Raw genomic sequence first — 22,018 nt, 5'->3', positions numbered from 1 at the left:
ACACAATAGCAAGCACGCTTTAATTTAGGTAATTAATAAAGATAATAAATAAGATTGATCAGATGAATATTAGGCATGTCGACCTAAATCTATTGGTGTATTTAAATGTACTGATAGATGAGCAAAATGTATCAAAAGCAGCCAATAAACTTGCCTTAACGCAGCCTGCGATGAGCAATGCATTAAAACGGTTACGTGATTTATTTGACGATCCCTTGCTCGTTCGAGCCGCTGGCACAATGACACCCACAGCCAAAGCGCTGAGTCTCAAGCCTGAAATTGAAGCACTGCTAAAAATGGCCGAAGAAATCACGCAACCAAGTGAACTGTTTGACCCAAGCACTGCAAATATAACGTTTCGGATCATGGCAAATGATTATCTAGAATCAACCTTAATAGCCCCTTTTATCACCCAACAACTGGCGAAAAGCCCCGGCCTTAATTTTGATATTTTGAGTCCAAGCGACGTCAACTTACACGATATGGAAAAGGGCACAATCGATTTAGCTATAAACCGCTTTAATGGTTTACCCCGTTCATTTCACCAAGCCAGTGTCTGGCGCGATAACTATTGCTGCTTAAGTCACCCTGACAATCCTTATCTACAACAGCAAACGCTTGAGAACTACCTTGCACAAGAGCATATTTGGGTAAATCGGGCTGGCTGGGGGGTTGAAGCAGCGGTGACTAATAAATCCGGAAGTCAAAAATTAGGCTGGGTAGATGAAGCATTATGGCAGCTCGAACAAACGCGTAATATTCGTGTATTCACTCGCCATTACATGGTCGCAAGCTTGCTCTGCCAATCGCCTAAATTGATAGCCACGCTGCCTCGACGTCAAGCGATGTTGCTCGCAAAACACACCGATTTAGTCATAAGTCCAGTGCCATTTCAAATTGTTCCCATTGAAGTAAAAATGCTGTGGAGCCCATTATTACACCATGCAAACCCGCACCAATGGCTGCGTCGAGAACTATTAGCTTTTGCAAATACAGTGGCCGACAGATAACAAATTAACAATATTGATAAAATCAATATCAGTTATTGAAAACAACAATTTCATTAATAATGAGTGACAGGCTAGAGTGAAGTTAAGCACATAAACAAAGAGAACTTGATATGGAAACTTCAGCACAATTCACTCAACAAGACGGCCTTTACATTAATGGTCAATTACACACTTTTATTGAACAGCAACTTTGTAAAAAAAGCGAAATTGCGTGTGACGAGATATACCAGATTCTTGCAATACTGGTTGATGAATTTGGGTGTCAGTGTCGTAAAACGAAACACCAAGCAGATGATGTTTTACCAACAGAAACACTGTTAACTGCCTACAGCTCTGTACGCACTCATCCACATTGTCATGTAGATGCTCAAACGACGACCGCTGTACTTGATGAGTATTGCTGCCAAGTACCGGCTATTTTAGTGGTTGCTCTTATGGATACGCTAACAGGTATTACAAGCGACGAGCCTGGTGCAAAGCACATTTACCAACGTGCCGCAGCACTGACAGGTAAACCATGCGTCTACGCCATTAATAGCGCACACGCTGCTTAATATGCGCATTACTTTGAGTTACTTATTCGAGCGATGATGTTTTTTGCAAAATCACTGCAATTAAGCATCGTCGCACCGGTGACATAGTCAGCCAAATCAAAGGTAAGCTCTTTTGCCAATAATGTTTCTTCCAGAGCTGATTCCACTTTTTGTGCAGCCTCCTGCCACCCCATAAAACGCAGCATCATTACCGCACTTAAAATACTACTGCTTGGGTTCGCCGTGTTTTCACCCGCTATCCGGTTAAAAGTGCCATGTGTTGGCTCAAAAAAAGCGACCTCATTATTTAAATTTGCTGCTGGCATTATACCAACGCCACCGACTTGTGCAGTCAACATATCGGCCAAATAATCACCATTTTGATTGGTGGTTACGATTACATCAAATTGTTCTGGTGTAAGCAACGCCTGCTGAAGCATATTATCGGCAATCACTTCTTTAATGACAAAATCGTCCTGATTGTCACGCTTTATTAGCAACCAACGGCCATTCTCATGGGCAACAGCATTAAACTCTTGCTCTGCAACCGCAAAGGCCCAGCGTTTAAACGCCCCTTCTGTAAACTTTAATACATTCCCTTTATGCACCACAGTTAAAGATTTACTTTGTTGTTTTAGTGCATAATTGAGTGCATATCGCATCAAACGCTCGGCCGCTTCTTTTGAACTATTTTTAATGCCAAGCCCACACTGGGTATCAAAACGTAATCGTGTCACCCCCATTTCTTGACATAAAAAGTCGAGCATTCGCTCGTTGTCAATACTGCCAGCTTGCCATTCAATACCCGAGTAAACATCTTCTGAACTGTCGCGAATAACGGTTATGTGGGTTTTTTCAGGCTCTTTTAATGGTGAGGGTAAATGCGGATAACTGCGGATAGGCCGCATATTAACGAATAAATCCATTTCATGGCGAAGTGCGACGTTCAAAGAACGAAAGCCCCCACCCAAAGGAGTGGTTAGCGGACCTTTTATGGCAATTTTAAACTGCCTTACGGCATGGAGTGTTTCTTGTGGAAACCAATCTCCGTCGTAGAGTGCGGCCGCTTTTTCACCGTTAAACACTTCCATCCAGTGAATCCGACGCTCTCCCTGATAAGCTGCCTCAATAGCAGAATCAACGATACTTCGCATAACGGGGCTAATATCTTGCCCAACACCATCCCCTTCAATGTAAGCGATTACTGGATTGTCAGGAATACACCACTGGCCATTTTTATCGATGGTGATTTGTTCACCCTGCTCTGGCACTGAAATATGTTGATACTGCATCATAACGTTTTAGCAACTAGTCGGTTGAATATGCTTTGTGAGTATCTATTAATACCAAGATTTGTCTGCACTGTCTGCGTATGTATGGAAATACCCATTATTCAAATCATTAATGACACACTTTGTCTATTTCGTCTTCCATGGCCTTAAATAGCGAGGCAAACAACTGCGTGTCTAGCGTTACGGTGTCATTTTTTAATGCACTATCAACAGCAAGTGCTTTGATATAAAGCGTCTCACACTCAAACATGTTGGCTGCGCCCTTTAACATGTGCACATTTCGACTTAAGCCTTCGATATCCATTTTTTTATATTGCTTACGCATATCGGCATATTGATTTTTAAGTCCTTTGATATAGTCATCCTTAAGCAGTTGGAATTCGTGTTCAGGTAGCTTTATATCAGCCAACTCATCGCAGTCTAGGTAACTGGCAATTTTATGACTAAATGCATTACGGTCTATGGGCTTTGCAATTAAATCGGTGAAACCTTGGTTCATGTAACGCTCTACCTCATGCTTCATCGTGTTCGCGGTTAAAGCAATAATGGGCACCGAGATCCCCGTCGCATGCATCATTTTCAGTGCTTCTTGACCATCCATAATTGGCATTTGAATATCAAGTAATATTAAGTCAAATGTGTTCTCAAGCGTTTGCTGCACGGCATCTTTACCATTTTCAACCGTTGTGACTGTTAGCCCCATACGCTCTAAAATACGTGCAAATAAACGTCTGTTGTCAGGGTGATCTTCAGCGAGTAACACCCGACCTTTTAAATTTTCTGGCGCATCAAGTTTACTAAACGGAGAGGTTTCGACTAATCTAACTTCACTCATATCATTGAGCCAACGCGTATTGTCTGTTGTGTACACAGCGATTGTTAAAGTAAACTCACTACCTGAGCCAACGTAACTTTTTACACTGATATCACCATCCAGTTTTAGCGCTAAACTTTTAGAAATATTAAGACCCAAACCTGTGCCACCATACTGACGAGAAATACTCGAATCCGCTTGGTAAAAGGCACTGAATAACGACTTTTGTTCAGAATCTGTCATGCCAATACCGGTGTCTTTCACACTGATCGCTAAGGTATTATTCTCACAACTCACCGTAAGCGTTATTCGCCCAACCTGAGTAAATTTTAGTGCATTGGTCGTCAAATTTAATAATATTTGCCTTAATCGGCTAGGATCGGTCACGATGTAATCAGGCAGAGGGAATTGATAATCAACGCTAAATTTTAAGCCTTTATCACGTATTTGCTTACCAATAAGTGATTCAATATTCGCTATCGTGGCAAATAAATCGGTTTCAATGAGATCAATTTCAAGCTTATTCGCCTCTATTTTCGACATATCCAAAATATCATTAATAAGGCCGAGTACATGGCGACTATTTTGTAAAATGACACCGATGCCATGATTTCGTTCATGAGGCTTAATATCACCAAGCATAATGCCATCAGCATAGCCAATAATCGACGTCATGGGTGTGCGTATTTCGTGGCTAATATTGGCTAAGAAGCGACTTTTAGCTTCATTTGCGTCTCGTAATTCATCGGCTAATTCTTCAAGTTCAAGTGTTCTTAACTGTACTTTTTGCTCGAGATTTTTATTAAGCTCAACATTATCCTCATGCAACAACCTAAATTTATCAGCGACAGCAAACGCAAGTAGCATGGCATCCATCGCGGTGCCAATCAGTCCTAATAAATATAAATTCATCGACGTGGCAGGCAATAATCCTAAGTTTGTAAGATTACCCACCATGTTAGGCACCATCATGGCAACATAGGCCAGTACAAAATAACGTGCAGGTTTGAAGCCAATCAACATACAACGTACACCGATATACAAGCCTAAACACAAAGCGACACCCGTTACTAATGTTGACCAATAAAAACCAAAGCTAGGCCACACAACACAAAATGGGATCCCCAATGTTGCGATAACCCCGACAGTCAGAGACAGCTGCGATAATTTCGGAAACGTTTCCTTTAACTTAAGGAGATTATTGTAAAATAAAATGTTGGTCAGTGGCGTGAGTGCAAAACCTAGCCAATGTAAGTGCGGGTTGTAATACCCAAACAATTGATCCGAAATATGAAAGAAATGACTCCATGCGAACACCCACGAAGCGGTGAATAAAGCATAATATAAATGCGTGACGTCTTTAGACACTAAATAAATTAACAGGTTATACAAACCAAGCGCTATACCGACCCCAAAACACAGCATGATGATTACATTTTCGAGCGTGATAATTTCGAAATAATCTTGATACGGCGTTAACACTAACTTTGCAGGAGTATAAAAATAATCGCTTTCAAAATGTGTGATCAACGTATAGCGCTTGCCTTTTTCAAGGTTTAGGCGGTTTCCATAGTGAAATGCAAATTGGTTTTTTTCGACGCCACCTGTCACAAAACTTCGTACAGGTTGAGAAACATCGGTTAGGTCATAAATCCGACTTTCTATTTTTGAAACCAAGGTATTGTAGGGGTACAGGACAAGGTCTTCGATATCACTTTGATTTTCTATATCGACAATCAACCAGTAACCGCCCCCAATCGAACTGATACGTGATTGTGGCCTTTTTGAGGCACGCCAGCGTTTAATATCAGCCGCAGATTGAGGAAATCGATTGTCTCTCGCAGCTAATATTTGCCCGACATCATGTAGGTTCTGCTCAAAAGATGCGTCTGTATATATAAACGCTTGTTCGGCGCACACTGAATACGTTGAATAAAATAGAAAAAGCAAACTGCCTAAGAATAGCTTTAACCGCATTCACAGCGCCCCTAATAAACAAAAGTCATAAATCATCAAAATTGAAAAGCCACATCAAAGCCATAACGTCGCCCTTCTCCTTTAAAGTCTTCTAACATACCCAGAAATGAACTCAAATCGAATTTTAACTGACTGTACTCTGTATCAAATAGATTTTTTCCCCATAATATAAACGACCAGTTATCTACATCATATTTAAAGTGTGCATTAACAAGGCTGTAGCTTTCTTGACGGGCGTACGGGTTCATATTTTGATCAAAGTAAAATGCTGACTGATAGTCAACCATCACATTGGCTGAAAACGGGTTATTCATTAACCGCGTATCATACTGCAACCCTGCCGATACATTCCATTTTGAAGTAAAAGGTAATTGATTATCGGTGATACTATTACCCAATGGATCGACATACTCTTCGTACTCAGCATGTGGAATATAGCCCACTGATAACTGCATAGCGAGTTGTTGGGTGGGCTGATAATTTATTTCACTTTCGAGACCATAAATTATAGAGTCGGCTACATTTTCAAGCAATTGAACTGGCGGCATTTGCGGTGTTTCAGAGGCTTGATTCATAAACACTTGCTGGTCATTATAATCATAATAAAACGCAGCCCAGCTCATTCGTAACCGTTGTTCCGGCCAATACGTTTTCAGGCCAACCTCATGGGCATTTAAACGCTCCTTGCCGTAATCAGCTAAGATTGCTTGTTCTTCAGATGATAAAAAGCCGCCATTATACCCGCCACTTTTGCTGCCATTAGCAAAACGATAATACAGGTTCGCTGTGTCAGAATACGTATAATTGAGAGCAAACTGACCGGTAATGCCATTATCGGATTGCTTATCAGAAACCGTGTAAAATGGCACTAAAACCCCTGCTAAATCATTTGGGTTGACTACCACATTTAAGGTTGATGTAGAGCTGTATTCAAGTGATTCATAATCGTAACGTAGACCTGCAGTGAGCAACCAACGCGTGGCTAATGGCACTTCAATTTGGCTAAATAGCGCTACGTTTTGTGTATCGATATGATTATCGTAATAAAATGTGGCCGTTAAATCTGCAGGCAAAATACCACGAAAGTCGCGTAAAATATCATTGATGTTATCTTGCTTAATCGTTTCATCAGCAAAATACACCCCACTGGTCAGCGTGTAATGAGTAAATTCATTAAGGACCCTAAACTCTTGACTGAATAAATGGGTGTCTAAACCTAACACTCCTTCGCACAACCTAGCAGGTGAGCCATCGCAATTAAATGCATGGCTTCGCTCTAAATTATTAAAACTACTTACGGAGGTCACCGTTGTGTTATCACTCGACTGCCAATTTAATTCGCCGATAAAGCCATAGCCGTCTGATTTATGCGGTGAGTCATTATTAACACTCACAGTAAAAAAGTCGTCACTCCCATCGTTAAACCCAAAGCTATCAAAGCACCGTGTTGAACCCGCATCGGCTGGTGAACATAATTCACCCGTTAATGGGTTTGCTATAATACCGATACTCCCCACTGGCTGCGAAATGCCATCCCAATCTTCAATATGTGCTTGCAGGTAAAGCTCTACGTTATCCCATTGACTTAACAGTGACAGCCGTGCATTTTTTTGCTCCATGCCCGCGGTCGGTGATGCAGAAAAATTATTTTGTGTCGAATAGTCATAATCTTGATAATTGAATGCTAACCGCATCGCCGTTTCATCGCCCAGCGGTTGGTTCCACATCCCCTCTAAGCTACTGGCGTTATTGTTGGCAATACCCAGTGTTAACGACCCTGCTTGCTCAAACTCAGGCCTATTTGTGCGGATTAAAATTGCCCCACCGGTTGAGTTTCGACCAAATAACGTGCCTTGCGGGCCACGCAAAATATCAACATGCTCTACGTCATACAGGTTAATAATTTGGTTATTTGCCGAACCAACCGCCACGCCATCAAGGTACATAGCTACAGGCGATGTATTCGCAGTATTGTAATCAAGTAAGCCAATTCCCCGAATACTGACGGCGGGAGGTGTGCCCTCGGCCGCGTTTTGCGTTATTTTCACGTTCGGTGCAAATAACCCTATTTCGGTTGAATCTTTAAAATGCTGCGTTTTTAAAAGTTCGCCATTCACTTGGCTTACCGCAACACTGACGTCTTGAATTGATTGTGGACGCTTCTGTGCATAGACACTAATAACTTCCATGTCCTTTTCAGCCTCTGTATTTTGCGCTGAGGCATTACCCATGACACATGCCGCTAAGCAGCTACTCGCAAGCATAGTGAGTTTAGGATTGAATTGATAAGGACGTTTCATTCGTTTTTAGACCTTAAAAAGAGGGACGTATGTTAAATTATTGTAATTTCCAGTAAGTATAGACCAAACAACGCTGTAAAGTCGCATAAAAAGCAGAGGGTTAACGGCTTTTATGCCACATTAAAGTCGCTGTTGACTAAACATTACCCTTTTTCAAAAGCGTGTTCGCCGCTAATTTGACTTGGAAAGCCGCAGAGTGAGCGTGACGTTTGCATGCCAGCCATCACCGCCGCTTCAACACAGCCAGCATTAACGCCTGTTTTTATCCAATCGCCAGTAAGGCGTAAGTTTTTATAGTGGCTGCCATCAGTCGCTAATCTAAATTTGCTCGACCCTGTAACAGAGAGTACATAACGCTCACTGGGATCAATATTTACCCGCCAATACTGTTGCTCTAAAACAGGCAAAATACTGTGTGGATCTTGGTAAAACACCTGCCAGTCAAACTTATTATTGGTATAAGCGTGCGGCCACAATGCTTGCATATCAATGCTGAATAAATACTGCATATTTTGTTTAACCTCAGCTTTCATTTGCTCAGGAAAATGATGTGCCGTAGCGGGTGGATAATGCTCACACGTAAAAGCGCTACAAAAGTAGGCAATATTAACGGGCGGATCACTGTCTGGCCACGCCTCTTTGTCAACGAGATTGCTCATTGCAGCCCATGTATCGAAGGGTTCAACAAAACCACTTAATATAGGCCCTTCTTGAGCCGAATTGGTATCGGTAAAGCCGAGTTGTTGATCAGTTTTATTCAACCAAACTTGGCAAGCTTGTGTCGCAACACTCTTCACCTTACTTGCTTGTAAAGCAAGGGCATTATCGTCGCTAAGTAAATCTGCCGCCACATGCTCAAGCGAAGCAACAGATACCCCCAATATTAGGGTATCAAAATCAACTCCATGCACTAACGTAAGACTTGGAAGTGGCTGCTTAAAATGCGCTTCATATACTTCTGGCCAGTCACTCCAGAACGACTCTAAATTAACCTGATATTCTTGCAACAAATGCGCTTGTAGCGGGTTTATTTGGTCTAAGAGCGGCTCACTTGGCCAACAAGGCAGCTGCTTTACATTGATAAGCGGCGCATATTCACCCGAATTTAAGCTGACCTGCTGACGCAGTTCAATATGCGATACCACAGCTTGCCCATGAGAATCTTGACCCGGCGTTAATTGTGTAAGCTGGTGGAAAAATTTAAATTTTACACCGCGTTTTTTGAGTAGCTCATAAATAGGAGCAAAAATGACATCTCCCATGCCTGCTTGCATTTTCCACATCACTCCCCCTTTATAACAAAGGCCAATTCTTAGCATGGCAAGTGCTGCAACACCGGCCTCAACATTAGGCTTGTTAAAGTCGCCATTGGGGTATGCAAACACCAAGTCATAAAAACCTCGTACAGGAGCAGAATTAACGCTATAGGCTCTATTTGCACCATTTTTTTCGAGCCATTGACGAAAATCATAACAATTAATTACCCCAAAACCATCGCGATAAACTTTATCTTTTATCAGACCTGTCAGCATCGCAATAGCCAGATCGGCACAAATATATAGCCTGCGCAGTTGTGCATTATCATCCAGTAACTCTATTACTTGCTCTTTAAACCAACGCTTTAATTTGCGAACGATATACCAAATCACTAAACGATCAGCTTGCTTGTCTGTGTGGGTTGTTTGCTGTGCGGTAAACTGTTGTAAGTGCGTAAGTAAAGAGCGAGGAGTGGAGATAATCTCGGCCGCATCCGATTCAATGTCATCAATAAACTGTTTTGCCGAGGTAACCTGAGTATCAATATTCGCTTTTATTTGCTGATAGAGGTGCTTTAGTAAAAACTGATCTCGTGGCTTTTTAGTAACTAATGTGGTTTTTGCGTGTTGCTCACAGACATCTTCAATGTCTTCGGTCCATTTTTTCAGCCAAGCCAGTGTCATCGTAACAAAATCCCACACTGTAATATCCAAGCTTCCATCTGCTGGATTACCCGCAACGGTTGGGAAATCTATCGGCCATGTTTGCCACTCGTTATCGATAAACTCTTGTAATGCAATAAAACTATGCGGCTTAAACGCCTGTTGCCAAGTTGCAAGCGGTGAACTCGCTGGCCTGTCCAAATTATTGTAGACCCCTTGCAAAGTGCGAAAGCTATTTACATAAGCACCAAACCACACATGCAAGCCATGCTCTTCAATACGTTGACCAAAGTGCTGATTGCGACCACTTGCGCCTTTGCCTCCTAAGCGCCATCCTTGTTGATAAACGGTTATTTCGCGATGTTGCTGCCAATCTTCTTGCTCGGTTAAATACACCGCGGCAGTCATTGCAGCAACGCCACCCCCTACGATTGTGATTTTTTCTTTGCTCATGGTCATCCTTTACGCAGGTAAAACCTGGCTTGCGCCAAGTTGATCAAAGTCCATATTGATGTAAAAAGGCAAATGTACCGCTTGGCTTCCTAATTGAATACCAAACATATCGTGCAACGGAAAACTCGCTACTGACTTCACATCAAGGGTAAAATTATTAGTTAACAACTTAAGTTGGTGAATTTTTTTTATCACTGATGGAGAATGCACAACAGAGCGATAAACGGCACTTGTACCCTCTCCATCTGGGAATTGCTTAAACAATATTTGATCCATTTGCGGGTGAATAAACCCCTCAAACAGTTGCTTGATTAATGAAAAATCTACGCCTTTAACTTCATCATCAAAAAAATCAGCCACTCGCTTCGAAAAAAGAGCAAGGTTATCTAATAAGTTTTCTGATGTGTTGATATTGTCTTGTTCAATTGATAATAGTTCATGCATTGCAAGCTTTGAATTAGCCGAGAACACATCAAAACACGGCAATGAAATTGAAAAACGTGATGTTTTGTTCGCCGGTGTGGGCATGTCATAGTCACATAAATATTTGTTGTAACCCCATACCTCACGCCCATTTATTAGCGCATAAATATTATTCACACTAATGAAGGCGGGATACCAATACAGGTGGGCAATATCACCATTAACCACTTTAGAAACAGGTAACCAAATAATAATGTCGGTTTCTTGCATCCAGCCCTGTTCAGAAAACGGAGGGGTCAGAGACGATATTTTTTCAATATCAGTAAACGTGAGTAAACACACACTGCCTAACACATTGAATGACACAGAATCATTTGCAACTGTATTGAGTGTCGCATCGACATATTGCTGCATTTTTTGCTCACAAGCAGACACGAAAAAACCATACATTGCCGCGTTAATCATGCGGCATGGCGGCTTAGCAACGGGGTTTGATAAAAAGTGGCAGTATTTATATGGGTTAGTCATAGTCATTAACTAAATTGTTGTTTACTCATGACTATAGACTAGTTTTACTAGTTCGTTACAAGTTGTTCATTGCATTTTTTGGTGAAAAGTTGCTCTATATATGCTTGGTAACCAGCATGATCAAAATTATCAGATAACGGGTTCATAAAACCATGGGCATACTGTGATACTTCACAGCTGACATTCGGTTTATCTCTGAGTGTAGCCACCACTGGTGCAATATCAAAATGTGCTTCACTGTGCGCAAAAATAAACTGACAAGGCACTGTCGCCGATAAATCAAGGTGATTTCTAACTTGTGATGGGTAAAATGCAATAATTTTCTTTATGTAGGGGTTTTGTAATTCTGCTTGCGCTCGCCAAACTGCTGATGCCCCCGCACTAAAGGCAATGATCGTAGTTGGTCGCTTAACAGCGGCCATTTTAATGTAGACTCGCTCAAGATAGGTGTCGTGACCACACTGATTCAAAAAGTGTTGATATTGAACGTGCTCAGAAACCGGTGTTTGTATTTCTCCTAAATAAGGTTCACACAAACTGACTTTGCCACTAAGCTGCTGCGCAAGCTGTGATAAATGTGCTGTATTTCCGAATATATCTGACACCAAAAGGTAGTTCATTTATGTACTTCTGTGTTGTTATTATTGTGCCCGTAAAGAATACGCGTGTTTCAAATAAACATCCAGAAAAATAATACTTGCGTTTAAATATTTATTGCAGTAGTCTACTCGTCTGGTTTTTATAAACCTCGCGGTTAACCCCTTACCTTGATCCAGTAATTCCCGCATATTCGTATAAATACTTGCACCTGTGTGACTCAATGACATTTTGATGAATTTTAAAATTATCACCAAACTGTCACAAATATAGTCAACACTGTAGGCAAGACAACAAATGTCAGTCTGTATTATAAGTTCCCTTACAAAGCTCTACAGAACACTGACAAAAAGAAAGAGTGAGTTTTATTATGTCATACAAATACAATGGATCTTTGATCCAAATAGCACATCCAGTGCAATCAATTTCGGTTAACAAACAGCGTGTAATTTTTAGCGACACGCAAGGCCTAAAGAATGCCATCTTCCAAAAGGCGAGCGATGCACGCCAATTTGTAAAATGGTTAAAGGCCAACTAAACCCAAACCGAAAAAGCGCCAGCATACCACGCTGGCGTTTTAGTTTTTAACTTTCGTACGCTTATCTAAATTCCTGCTACACTTATATTTTTAACCTACGAATAGGTAGTGAAAATGCGTTTGGCATGGTTTTTTTTACTATTTTTTTTGTGCCCTTTTGCAAATGCAACTAATCAATCTAAAACGATTGAATGGATCGTAGTTGATTTTGCCCCCTACTACATAATGAATGACCGTTACGAAGGTATGGGACGTGACGAAAGTGTCATTAAACTGCTTAAAAATGCTCTACCCGATTACACTTTCACACGCACTTTATTGCCTGCTAGTCGTGCCATTCATGAGCTATCAAATCCACACAATAATTACTGCATGTTGTCTCTATATCAAAGCGAACATCGCAAACAACACATTGCATTTACAACACACACGTCCACTGTAGGTTTGTCACCCTCCATTGCGATTCGTAAAGAGCTAATTGAAAAACTTAATTTAGATCCCTCTAAGCCGGTATCACTAAAGTCATTACTTAACGACAAACACCTTGCATTAGGTGTATCAATGAGCCGCTCATTTGGCAGTAATATAGATAACGTAATTAACTCAAGCCATGATGCAAATATTATCTCAAGACCAGGCCGCGATACCCTTGCAAGCTTAACTTATATGCTACACAAAAAGCGCATTGATATTTTATTAGGATACCCAAGTGAGCATTATTATTTGGCGCACTCGATGGGATTCGAGAATGAATTAACCCAACTAACACTCTCTGAAGCGCCTAAATTAAGTGTTGGTTATATTGGCTGCACAAACAATGAACAAGGCCATGCAATGATTACCTTGTTAGATAAAGCGCTGGAGGAAATAGCGCATACACAAAATTTTGAAGATATCTTAGTACGATGGTTGCCAGATAACTTAAAACCAATCTTAGAAAAAAGGTTAAGAGATAGAAATGAAAGTGCCGCTCATTAAGCGGCACGTTTCGTGTAGTCGTTACTTACGAATACCTTCGATAAACAGGCCAATATCAACATGAGTTGATGCTGGGCCTAAGTTGTAATCAATACCATAATCAGCCAGTTTTAAGCTTGTTTCACCTTCAAAGCCAACACGGTAACCACCCCATGGATCTTTACCTTCGCCAATTTTATCAATTTCAAAAGTAATCGTTTTTGTTACACCGTTAAGTGTAAACTCACCAGTTACATCGGCTTCATCGCCTTCTTCATCAAACTTGATTGATGTGCTTTTAAACGTCGCTGTAGGGTATTTATCTACATTTAAGAAGTCTTTACCACGTAAGTGCTTATCACGTTCAGCATGGTTCGAATCGATACTTTTTGTGTCAATAGTGACATTGATCTTTGATGCATCCGGTGCTTTGTCATCGTAACTAAAATCACCTGAAAACGTATTAAAACGACCGTGTAACCAGCTATAGCCTAAATGTTTGATTTTAAATGTAACAAATGCGTGAGCACCGTCTGTATCAATCACATAGTCTGCGGCATTTGCATTCGCAGTAGATAAAAGTGCAGCGCTTAGTGCTGTGCTTAATAATAATTTTTTCATATTAATCATCCTTCAATGGTTTGATCATTCTAATTAAGGTTTTATCTTTATCGATAAAATGATGTTTTAGTGCCCCTAAAGCATGTAAAACAACAACACCTATAAGCCCATACGCGGCATAAAAGTGAATTTTACCTGCAATATCTTCTTGATTAGCCACCGACTCGGGTAAAGCCGGAACAGCAAATAAGTTAAATACGTCGATCGCACGGCCATCAGCCGTCGAAATTAAGTAGCCAGATGTAACAATGACAATAAGGGCTAAATAAATTAATTTATGTACAGAGTGCGCAGCCATGTTTACCGCTTTAGAGCTTCCTGCAACAGGGTCTGGTTGCGTGCCTAATAAACGCCAGCCAAATCGAAACAATAATAAAGCAGCTAAGGTAATGCCAACGCTTTTGTGTAAATCAAGAGAGCCTTTGTACCACGTATCGTAATAGGTTAACTCAACCATATAGACACCTAAGCCAAACAGACCAAATACCCCAAGTGCCATTAACCAGTGAAGTAAGATAGCTACCCAGCCGTAACTTGACTTTGAATTCTTTAACATACTCATTTCCCATGAGAACCATGAAACTAAACACAGCTTAGCTCAGCTGTAATACAATGAAAATAGCGTAAAACAAACAGCTTCTGTGCGTATACGCACAAGTAACATTAGAATAGTCAGTGGTTAGTGGATTAAAAGCTTCTCTCAGTAAAACGGGTGTCTAAACTCTGACAGCTTTAAACTTTAACTTTCTTCCACCAGCCCTACGTAAATCTGGCTATTGGCATCAACTTGAAAGCAGCTTATGAGGTTTTCTTTTACCAGCTCTAGCATAGCGATAAAGCTTACAACGACACCGCTTCGGCCTTCTTCAACGGTAAACAGCGTATGGAATGGTAATTGTGATTGGGCTTCGGATAGCTTGTCTAAAATTAAGCTCATGCGCTCACGAGTAGACAGTGCTTCTGCGGTGATATGATGATGTTCAAATGTTTTAGCACGTGCCATTACATCGCTTAATGCAAGTAATAAGTCTTTCATTTCGACGTCTGGTAATAGCGCTTCACGCTCGCTAAACTCGGGGGCTAATGCCTCTGCTACAAAAATATCACGACCTTCTCGAGGGATCTCGTCAAGGTTTTCTGCTGCTTTTTTAAATTGCTCGTATTCTTGTAAGCGTCTGACTAGCTCTGCGCGCGGATCGTCGTCTTCTTCCAGTTCCTCATGTTTTGGTAACAGCAATCGTGATTTAATTTGTGCTAACAAGGCTGCCATCACTAGGTATTCACCCGCAAGCTCGAGTTGAAACTCACTCATCATTTCAACATAGCGAACGTATTGTTCCGTAATACTAAAAATCGACAGCTCTAGTACATCTAATTTATGCTTTTTAATTAAATACAAGAGTAAGTCGAGCGGACCTTCAAAGGTCTCTAAAATAACCTCAAGTGCATCGGGTGGAATGTATAAATCTTCAGGCTTGTCGACCACCGCTTTACCATGCAAAAAAGCCAGTGGCAGCTTTTGCTGCACTGGCTCTTGTATGTCGTTTGGGGCATTACGCTCTGAGCTTGTCAATGATGTCTCTATATTTCAAACGGTTTAGTATCGCCACAACCAACACGTAAAATTTCGATATCATCATCTGATAAATCAATCACTGTAGTGGCCTGTTCAGGAAGATAACCACCATGAATAATTAAATCAACTTGCTTTTCGATGCGATCACGAATTTCATCGGGATCAGCTTCGGTGAATTGCTCACCCGGTAAAATTAAGGAACACGACATCAACGGCTCCCCTAATTCAGCCAATAAGGCACATGTAATCGGGTGTTCAATAACGCGAATACCAATGGTTTTTTTCTTTTCGTTTAGTAAACGTTTAGGAACTTCCTTGGTTCCTTTAAAAATAAAGGTGTACGGTCCTGGTGTGTTATTTTTAATCAGCCTAAACAGCTGATTGTCTACACGTGCATATGTTGAGAGCTCAGATAAATCGCGACATACCAAGGTAAAATTATGGTGTTTTTCAATGCCTCGAATACGTTCTATGCGCTCTTTTGCTTGTTTATTACCAATACTGCAACCAATCGCATAACCCGAATCAGTTGGGTACACGATAACTCCACCTTGTTTAATAATATCAACAGCTTGACTAATTAATCTCGGTTGTGGATTATCTGGATGGATATGAAAAAACTGACTCATTACACACTCCTATTGCCCTTCCCACGCTTGCCAAACACCTTGGCAATCTTTGGGTAAGTATAAATTTTTTCCCAGCTCCAACCAGCTTGTAGGAAAATGAAAGTCTGACCCCTGTGAGGCGAGTAAATCATATTCTCTAGAAAGCTCACCTAAAAACTGGCGTTCACTCGGTGCTTGCTGGGGTTGTGCAACTTCCATTGCATCGCCCCCCGCGTTTTTAAACTCGACTATCAACTTACGCAACCACTTATTCGACATTTGATAACGACCAGGATGCGCCAGAACAGCCACCCCACCCGCTTGATGAATAGCCGCTATCGCCGTTTGCATATCGCACCAGCAACTTGGTACATAGCCTGTTTTGCCACGGCCTAGGTATTTTTTAAAGACACCTGGAAAGTTTTTGGCTACGCCGCGCTCAATGAGTGCGCGAGCAAAGTGCCCGCGGGTAATTTGGGCATTGTCGGCAAATGCTTTCGCGTCGTCATAAATACCTTCAAAACCATTTTTTGCGAGGCGATGACCTATTTCGATGGCACGCTCTTCACGCTTCGCCTGTTGCGAGCTTAATAGCGAAATCAAGGCTTCATTCTCATCGTCGATATTTAAACCAACAATATGAATTTCAAAGCTTTCCCACTTAGTTGACACTTCAACACCGGCAATTAATTTAAGCGGTAAATCGTCATTCGCAATGATGTCACGTGCAGGGGCTATCGCCGCCAATGTGTCGTGATCGGTAATTGCGAACACATCTATATTTTTTTCAACCGCGCGGTGTAATAGTTGCTCGACTGATAGCTGACCATCAGAATATGTGGTGTGGCTATGTAAATCGTATTTTATCAAAGGAAAAGACTGCTTAACGTAAGTTCTTGAATCATTGATAGGAGTATAACAAAGATTTTATACTAATTGTTGTAAATTAATGCTTGACAGTATCGGCTCAGGTACGCTTTACTGTATGCACTTTAAGACACGTTGAAAAAGAAATAACAATGAACAAAACAATTCAAATCACAATTTGGTGGTGGCACTCGTAACTAGCGGGTGACGAATTGTCGTGTCTATACGATTTCAAAACCCGCTCATGTAGCGGGTTTTTTTATATCTAAATTTTAAGGTTTTATAAATGAATAACATAGCAACTCTTACACATCATTGGTGGTGGCGCCTGGCTTAGCGGGACGGTAAGGGTCTATCTAATTTATAGACATTATTATACGAACCCCGCTTAAGCATCGCTTTGCGGGGTTTTTATTTTTGGGAATGAGGGAGAATAAGGTTTGATTTTTAGTCATATAACAACGACACCGGGTGAGGTGACCAGTATCACTCAAGTGCGTGACTACATTAGTAGCCCACTTGCGTTATACAGTTTACTCGATAAACCCAATTCACTGCTGTTAGAGTCTGCAGAAATTGACTCTAAAGACAGTGTCAAAAGCCTAATTTTGGTTGACTCAGCGCTACGTATTGTTTGCCATGGTAAACACGTCACACTGACAGCACAGTCAAATAACGGCAAACAATTACTACCTTATTTACAAAGCCATGTGCAAAACTGCGATGCAGTGCTTATTGAAGACACACTCACATTGACCTACAACGAAGTAGCGAGCGATATTGACGAAGCCAGCAAACTGATTGCCGACAATGCTTTTAGCGCTCTTCGTAGCTGTATAAACAGTATAAAAAGCACCACAGACAACCCTTTTTCAGTCTTTCTTGGCGGGGTGTTTGCCTACGACATGGTCGCAAATTTTGAAACGCTGTCTGACGTACCTGAAGGTGAAAACAGCTGCCCAGACTATGTTTTCTATTTAGCCGAAACACTTGTGATAATTGACCATCAAGCCAAAACCACCGAGTTGATTGGTAATGTGTTTAACGGCCCAGAAGTGCACGCCAATTGCTTCGAAGTCGGTCAGCAGCTAGAACGCTTGAACAGCGAATGTGACAACGCAGCGCAATACCAAGGACAAAAGCAAAGCGGTGCAAGCTCTGTCTCGGTTGATGTCAGCGATGAGCAATACTGCGAGCATGTCATCAAATTAAAAAAGAACATTGTCGATGGCGATATCTTCCAAGTCGTACCATCACGTACTTTTTCTCTTACCTGCCCAGATTCACTTCATGCCTACAGCCAACTTAAGCAACAAAACCCCAGTCCTTACATGTTTTACATGCGCGACGAAGAGTTTGTGTTATTTGGTGCATCGCCTGAGTCAGCACTTAAATATTGTGTTGATAGCAAGCAAGTTGAAGTGTATCCAATTGCAGGTACTCGCCCACGCGGTAAATTTGCCAATGGACAAATAAACCCAGATTTAGACAGCCGCATTGAACTTGAACTACGTAACGACCAAAAAGAGCGCGCTGAACATTTAATGCTGGTTGATTTAGCCCGTAACGATGTCGCCCGTATAAGCGTGCCGGGTACACGCCATGCCAAAGAGCTATTAAAAGTAGACCGCTACTCACAAGTGATGCATTTAGTTTCACGCGTGGTCGGTACATTAAAACCTGAACTTGATGCCCTGCATGCGTATCAAGCATGTATGAATATGGGCACCTTAGTCGGTGCTCCCAAAGTACGAGCCGCTGAACTTGTACGTCAAACAGAACAAAAGCGCCGTGGTAGCTACGGTGGTGCAGTTGGTTATTTAACCGGTGATGGTGCGATGGACAGCTGTATTGTTATTCGCTCAGCCTTTGTGAAAAACGGCATGGCTTATGTACAGGCAGGTGCTGGCGTGGTGTTTGATTCAGACCCGCAGTCAGAAGCCAATGAAACGCGCGCTAAAGCACAAGCAGTGATTACCGCAATTCAATCGACTTATGAGGCACAATAATGAACACACCATCAGCCTATAAAATCTACTTTTTAGATAACTTTGATTCATTTAGTTATAACTTAGTCGATGAACTTTCTATGTTAGGGTGCGAGTTAGTGGTATACCGTAACAATATCAGTGCACAAAGCATTTATAACAAAATGTGCCAAGAAACTGTGCCAGTATTACTCGTGTTATCACCTGGGCCGGGAGCCCCCTCAGATGCGGGCTGCTTAATGGCATTAATTGAGCTTTGTAAGGGACGTTTCCCAATGCTAGGTATTTGTTTAGGCCAACAAGCATTAACACAAAGTTATGGTGGCGTGATTGGCCATGCAGGTGAAACCGTTCATGGTAAATCGTCGATTATTGCGTTGTCTGATCACCCTGTATTTGCAGGGATGGGTGAAAAAATGCCAGTAGCGCGTTATCACTCACTCATGGCAACTAAAGTGCCAGACGCAGTCGATGTCATTGCCTCGTATGAAAATATTCCAATGGCAATTTATCACCCGCAAGATAATGCACTTGGTTACCAGTTTCATCCAGAATCGATTTTAACGCCAAACGGCGCCTTGCTATTACAGCAAAGTATTGAGTTTTTAACCGCACGCGTGCAGTAGAGGAATAACATGGAAGCAACAACCCTATCCCCGTTAAACCAATTATTGGCCAATCAACACTTATCGTTTGAGCAATCAAGTGCCTTATTCGATGCAATAATGAATGGCCAATTAAATGATATAGAGCTAACTGCTGCACTTATCGCGTTAAAATTTAAAGGTGAAACGAGCGACGAAATCGCTGGCGCTGCAGCATCTATGCGCGCCAACGCAGTGCCATTTACCACCAGTAAAACACTGTTAGCCGATAGCTGCGGTACCGGTGGCGATGGCTCAAATACGATTAATATAAGTACCACGGCTGCCATTGTTGCCGCAGCCGCGGGTATCAATATGGTAAAACATGGCAACCGTAGCGTATCGAGTAACTCGGGGTCAGCTGATTTACTAAAAGCCTTGGGCATCAATATTGATATGAGCCCAGAGCAAGCTGCCACATGCTTAGAAAACACTGGCTTTGCATTTTTATTTGCCCCGCATTATCACAGCGGTGTGCGTCATGCGATGGGGGTACGTACTGCCCTGAAAAGTCGCACTATTTTTAATATTTTAGGTCCGCTTGCCAACCCAGCCGCCCCCCACGTGCAATTGCTTGGTGTCTACGATGCATCTCTTTGCTTACCGATGGCCGAAACCCTAAAAACCCTCGGCACGCGTCGCGCTATGGTAGTGCATGGAGCCGGTACCGACGAAATTGCGCTACACGGCGAAACCAAGGTCGTTGAGCTCAATGATGGCAAACTAACCGAGTACACGCTGACAGCAAACGATTTTGGTCTTGCAAACTATTCACTTGAACAATTAGCAGGTCAAGGCCCAGAATATAATGCGAAAGCCAGTTTAGCGATTTTACAAGGCCAAGGGGAAGACGCTCACAACGCAGCCATTATTGCCAACGTTGCAGCGCTACTTTACCTAACAGGCAAAGCAAGCGACTTAAAAACAGCCGCGAAACACGTAACCGAGTTGTTAGCATCTGGCAGCGCGATGAACACATTGAACGCAATTATTGAGGTAAGTCATGGCTAACGTATTAGACAAAATTGTTGCCGACAAACGTATCGAACTTGAAACCAGAAAAGCACAGCGTCCACTTACATCATTCATTGCGGATGTTGTGCCAACCACCCGTGATTTTGAAGGTGCGCTGGCAGCAAAAGGCACACAATTTATTTTAGAATGTAAAAAAGCATCGCCTTCTAAAGGGCTTATCCGTGAACCGTTTAACTTAGATGAAATTACAGCGGTCTATAAAAAATACGCAACCTGTATAAGCGTATTAACCGACGAGAAATATTTTCAAGGAAGCTATCACTACCTTGAGTATGTGCGCAGTCAGGTTGAGCAGCCGATTATTTGTAAAGACTTTTTCATCGATGAGTACCAAGTGTATTTGGCACGGTTATCAGGCGGTGATGCCATTTTATTAATGCTGTCAGTACTCAATGATGAGCAATACTTAGCACTGCATAACGTCGCAGATACTTTAAATATGTCGGTGCTGACTGAGGTTAGCAACGAAGAAGAAGTGAGCCGTGCACTTGCACTGAATGCTCGTTTGATTGGCATCAACAACAGAGACCTGCGTGATTTAAGTACGGACTTGGCAACCACTGAACGCTTACGCACCTTAATACCAAACGACAAAGTAGTTATTTCAGAGTCTGGTATATACACACACAACGATGTAAAACGCCTTGCTCCTTTATGTGACGGTTTTTTAATTGGCAGTTCACTCATGGCTGAACGCGATTTAGACGCAGCTTGCCGCAAGGTGATTTTAGGTGAAAATAAAGTGTGCGGTTTAACCCGTTCACAAGATGCTGAGGCTGCTTATCAAAGTGGTGCGGTGTATGGAGGGTTAATTTTTTACCCTAAATCGCCTCGTTATGTTGATATTGACTGCGCAAAACAAGTGACACAAAGTGCCCCGCTTGCCTATGTTGGCGTGTTTGTTAACGCACCACTTGAACAAGTCGTTGACTACGCACAAAGCCTAAAATTAGCCGCCGTCCAATTACATGGCGATGAGAATAGCGAGTATATTCAAAGTCTCAGAAAGCAGTTGCCACTTGGCTGTGAGATTTGGAAAGCGCAAGCGGTAAATGGCACGTTACCAAAACCGCTTGAAGGGGTTGACCGCCACTTATACGACACATACAGCAAAACCCAAAAAGGTGGCACTGGCGAAGCCTTTGATTGGTCAATATTAGACACAGCCACAGTGCCATTTATGTTAGCGGGCGGCTTAAATCCAGAGAATATTCATGCAGCGCTTTATCGCGGTGCCAAGGGGCTTGACCTAAATTCTGGCGTAGAAGCGTCAGCAGGTAAAAAATGCCCAACAAAATTACACAATGCGTTTTCGCATATCAGAAATTATTGAGGTTA

At 41.9% G+C, this 22,018-nt stretch carries 18 protein-coding genes; 7 read left to right on the top strand and 11 right to left on the bottom strand.

The genetic code is table 11. The features are described from left to right. The first annotated feature begins 62 nt into the window (after positions 1-62). Positions 63-1,010 (top strand): LysR family transcriptional regulator, encoded by a 948-nt coding sequence (locus IT970_RS06825; protein WP_036968959.1) that lies wholly within the window; start codon positions 63-65, stop codon positions 1,008-1,010. 110 nt (positions 1,011-1,120) lie between these two features. After that, positions 1,121-1,564, top strand: coding sequence for a hypothetical protein (locus IT970_RS06820; RefSeq protein WP_196857700.1), 444 nt, complete (start codon positions 1,121-1,123; stop codon positions 1,562-1,564). Positions 1,565-1,572: 8 nt separating this feature from the next. On the opposite strand, the gene icd is transcribed toward IT970_RS06820, so the two are convergent. From icd to IT970_RS06790, 6 genes are all read right to left on the bottom strand, one after another. Beyond that, positions 1,573-2,835, bottom strand: a complete 1,263-nt coding sequence (gene icd, locus IT970_RS06815; RefSeq protein WP_196857782.1) for an NADP-dependent isocitrate dehydrogenase — start codon at positions 2,833-2,835, stop codon at positions 1,573-1,575. Positions 2,836-2,944: 109 nt separating this feature from the next. Further along, positions 2,945-5,626, bottom strand: a complete 2,682-nt coding sequence (locus IT970_RS06810; protein WP_065979816.1) for a 7TM diverse intracellular signaling domain-containing protein — start codon at positions 5,624-5,626, stop codon at positions 2,945-2,947. 35 nt (positions 5,627-5,661) lie between these two features. Further along, positions 5,662-7,926: a TonB-dependent receptor gene (locus IT970_RS06805; protein WP_118844207.1), complete on the bottom strand. Its 2,265-nt coding sequence runs from the start codon at positions 7,924-7,926 to the stop codon at positions 5,662-5,664. A gap of 143 nt (positions 7,927-8,069) precedes the next feature. Continuing rightward, entirely contained in the window at positions 8,070-10,298 is a 2,229-nt protein-coding gene (locus tag IT970_RS06800) for an NAD(P)-binding protein (RefSeq protein WP_196857699.1), read from the bottom strand. A gap of 9 nt (positions 10,299-10,307) precedes the next feature. Further along, positions 10,308-11,249, bottom strand: coding sequence for an acetoacetate decarboxylase (locus IT970_RS06795; RefSeq protein ID WP_143474478.1), 942 nt, complete (start codon positions 11,247-11,249; stop codon positions 10,308-10,310). A 47-nt stretch (positions 11,250-11,296) separates the two neighbouring features. Continuing rightward, complete coding sequence (locus IT970_RS06790; protein WP_118844204.1) at positions 11,297-11,869, bottom strand: dienelactone hydrolase family protein; 573 nt, start codon at positions 11,867-11,869, stop codon at positions 11,297-11,299. A 629-nt stretch (positions 11,870-12,498) separates the two neighbouring features. Here IT970_RS06790 and IT970_RS06785 point away from each other — a divergent pair. Beyond that, positions 12,499-13,362 carry a TIGR02285 family protein gene (locus tag IT970_RS06785; RefSeq protein WP_118844203.1) on the top strand — a complete coding sequence of 288 codons (864 nt, stop codon included), beginning with the start codon at positions 12,499-12,501 and terminating at the stop codon, positions 13,360-13,362. Positions 13,363-13,383: 21 nt separating this feature from the next. Here IT970_RS06785 and IT970_RS06780 read toward each other — a convergent pair whose 3' ends face one another. The 5 genes from IT970_RS06780 to rnm form a co-directional block, all read right to left on the bottom strand. After that, entirely contained in the window at positions 13,384-13,962 is a 579-nt protein-coding gene (locus IT970_RS06780) for a YceI family protein (RefSeq protein WP_036968973.1), read from the bottom strand. A gap of 1 nt (position 13,963) precedes the next feature. Further along, a complete protein-coding gene (locus IT970_RS06775) occupies positions 13,964-14,518 on the bottom strand; it encodes a cytochrome b (RefSeq protein ID WP_036968975.1) in 555 nt (184 codons plus the stop codon). Between the two features lie 183 nt (positions 14,519-14,701). Beyond that, positions 14,702-15,535, bottom strand: coding sequence for a segregation and condensation protein A (locus tag IT970_RS06770; protein ID WP_268260788.1), 834 nt, complete (start codon positions 15,533-15,535; stop codon positions 14,702-14,704). 8 nt (positions 15,536-15,543) lie between these two features. Continuing rightward, positions 15,544-16,167 (bottom strand): L-threonylcarbamoyladenylate synthase, encoded by a 624-nt coding sequence (locus IT970_RS06765; RefSeq protein ID WP_036968977.1) that lies wholly within the window; start codon positions 16,165-16,167, stop codon positions 15,544-15,546. Positions 16,168-16,176: 9 nt separating this feature from the next. Continuing rightward, positions 16,177-17,016, bottom strand: a complete 840-nt coding sequence (rnm, locus tag IT970_RS06760; RefSeq protein ID WP_036968979.1) for an RNase RNM — start codon at positions 17,014-17,016, stop codon at positions 16,177-16,179. Positions 17,017-17,453: 437 nt separating this feature from the next. On the opposite strand from rnm, the gene IT970_RS06755 reads away from it, so the two are divergent. The 4 genes from IT970_RS06755 to trpCF are packed head-to-tail and all read left to right on the top strand — an operon-like array spanning position 17,454 to position 22,013. Further along, complete coding sequence (locus IT970_RS06755) at positions 17,454-19,022, top strand: anthranilate synthase component 1 (protein WP_196857698.1); 1,569 nt, start codon at positions 17,454-17,456, stop codon at positions 19,020-19,022. Further along, positions 19,022-19,627 carry an aminodeoxychorismate/anthranilate synthase component II gene (locus tag IT970_RS06750; protein ID WP_065979808.1) on the top strand — a complete coding sequence of 202 codons (606 nt, stop codon included), beginning with the start codon at positions 19,022-19,024 and terminating at the stop codon, positions 19,625-19,627. The genes IT970_RS06755 and IT970_RS06750 overlap by 1 nt, the downstream gene beginning before the upstream one ends. 9 nt (positions 19,628-19,636) lie before the next feature. Next, positions 19,637-20,656, top strand: a complete 1,020-nt coding sequence (gene trpD, locus IT970_RS06745) for an anthranilate phosphoribosyltransferase (protein ID WP_118844201.1) — start codon at positions 19,637-19,639, stop codon at positions 20,654-20,656. Then, a complete protein-coding gene (trpCF, locus tag IT970_RS06740; protein WP_118844200.1) occupies positions 20,649-22,013 on the top strand; it encodes a bifunctional indole-3-glycerol-phosphate synthase TrpC/phosphoribosylanthranilate isomerase TrpF in 1,365 nt (454 codons plus the stop codon). Before trpD ends, trpCF begins: the two co-directional genes overlap by 8 nt. Positions 22,014-22,018 lie beyond the last annotated feature (5 nt).

Source organism: Pseudoalteromonas sp. A41-2, from assembly GCF_015767615.1.
GTDB classification, from domain to species: Bacteria; Pseudomonadota; Gammaproteobacteria; order Enterobacterales; family Alteromonadaceae; genus Pseudoalteromonas; species Pseudoalteromonas lipolytica.
Note: the sequence above shows the minus strand (reverse complement) of the source record. Positions and strands in the feature narration are given on the sequence as shown.

What these genes read in the sequence shown, in the direction of transcription:
- IT970_RS06805 (WP_118844207.1), bottom strand. Translation starts at nt 7,926, where the DNA reads ATGAAACGTCCTTATCAATTCAATCCTAAACTCACTATGCTTGCGAGT.
- trpCF (WP_118844200.1), top strand. Translation starts at nt 20,649, where the DNA reads ATGGCTAACGTATTAGACAAAATTGTTGCCGACAAACGTATCGAACTT.
- IT970_RS06750 (WP_065979808.1), top strand. Translation starts at nt 19,022, where the DNA reads ATGAACACACCATCAGCCTATAAAATCTACTTTTTAGATAACTTTGAT.
- IT970_RS06790 (WP_118844204.1), bottom strand. Translation starts at nt 11,869, where the DNA reads ATGAACTACCTTTTGGTGTCAGATATATTCGGAAATACAGCACATTTA.
- IT970_RS06795 (WP_143474478.1), bottom strand. Translation starts at nt 11,249, where the DNA reads ATGACTAACCCATATAAATACTGCCACTTTTTATCAAACCCCGTTGCT.
- IT970_RS06810 (WP_065979816.1), bottom strand. Translation starts at nt 5,626, where the DNA reads ATGCGGTTAAAGCTATTCTTAGGCAGTTTGCTTTTTCTATTTTATTCA.
- IT970_RS06780 (WP_036968973.1), bottom strand. Translation starts at nt 13,962, where the DNA reads ATGAAAAAATTATTATTAAGCACAGCACTAAGCGCTGCACTTTTATCT.
- IT970_RS06825 (WP_036968959.1), top strand. Translation starts at nt 63, where the DNA reads ATGAATATTAGGCATGTCGACCTAAATCTATTGGTGTATTTAAATGTA.
- IT970_RS06820 (WP_196857700.1), top strand. Translation starts at nt 1,121, where the DNA reads ATGGAAACTTCAGCACAATTCACTCAACAAGACGGCCTTTACATTAAT.
- icd (WP_196857782.1), bottom strand. Translation starts at nt 2,835, where the DNA reads ATGCAGTATCAACATATTTCAGTGCCAGAGCAGGGTGAACAAATCACC.
- IT970_RS06800 (WP_196857699.1), bottom strand. Translation starts at nt 10,298, where the DNA reads ATGAGCAAAGAAAAAATCACAATCGTAGGGGGTGGCGTTGCTGCAATG.
- trpD (WP_118844201.1), top strand. Translation starts at nt 19,637, where the DNA reads ATGGAAGCAACAACCCTATCCCCGTTAAACCAATTATTGGCCAATCAA.
- IT970_RS06785 (WP_118844203.1), top strand. Translation starts at nt 12,499, where the DNA reads ATGCGTTTGGCATGGTTTTTTTTACTATTTTTTTTGTGCCCTTTTGCA.
- IT970_RS06775 (WP_036968975.1), bottom strand. Translation starts at nt 14,518, where the DNA reads ATGTTAAAGAATTCAAAGTCAAGTTACGGCTGGGTAGCTATCTTACTT.
- IT970_RS06765 (WP_036968977.1), bottom strand. Translation starts at nt 16,167, where the DNA reads ATGAGTCAGTTTTTTCATATCCATCCAGATAATCCACAACCGAGATTA.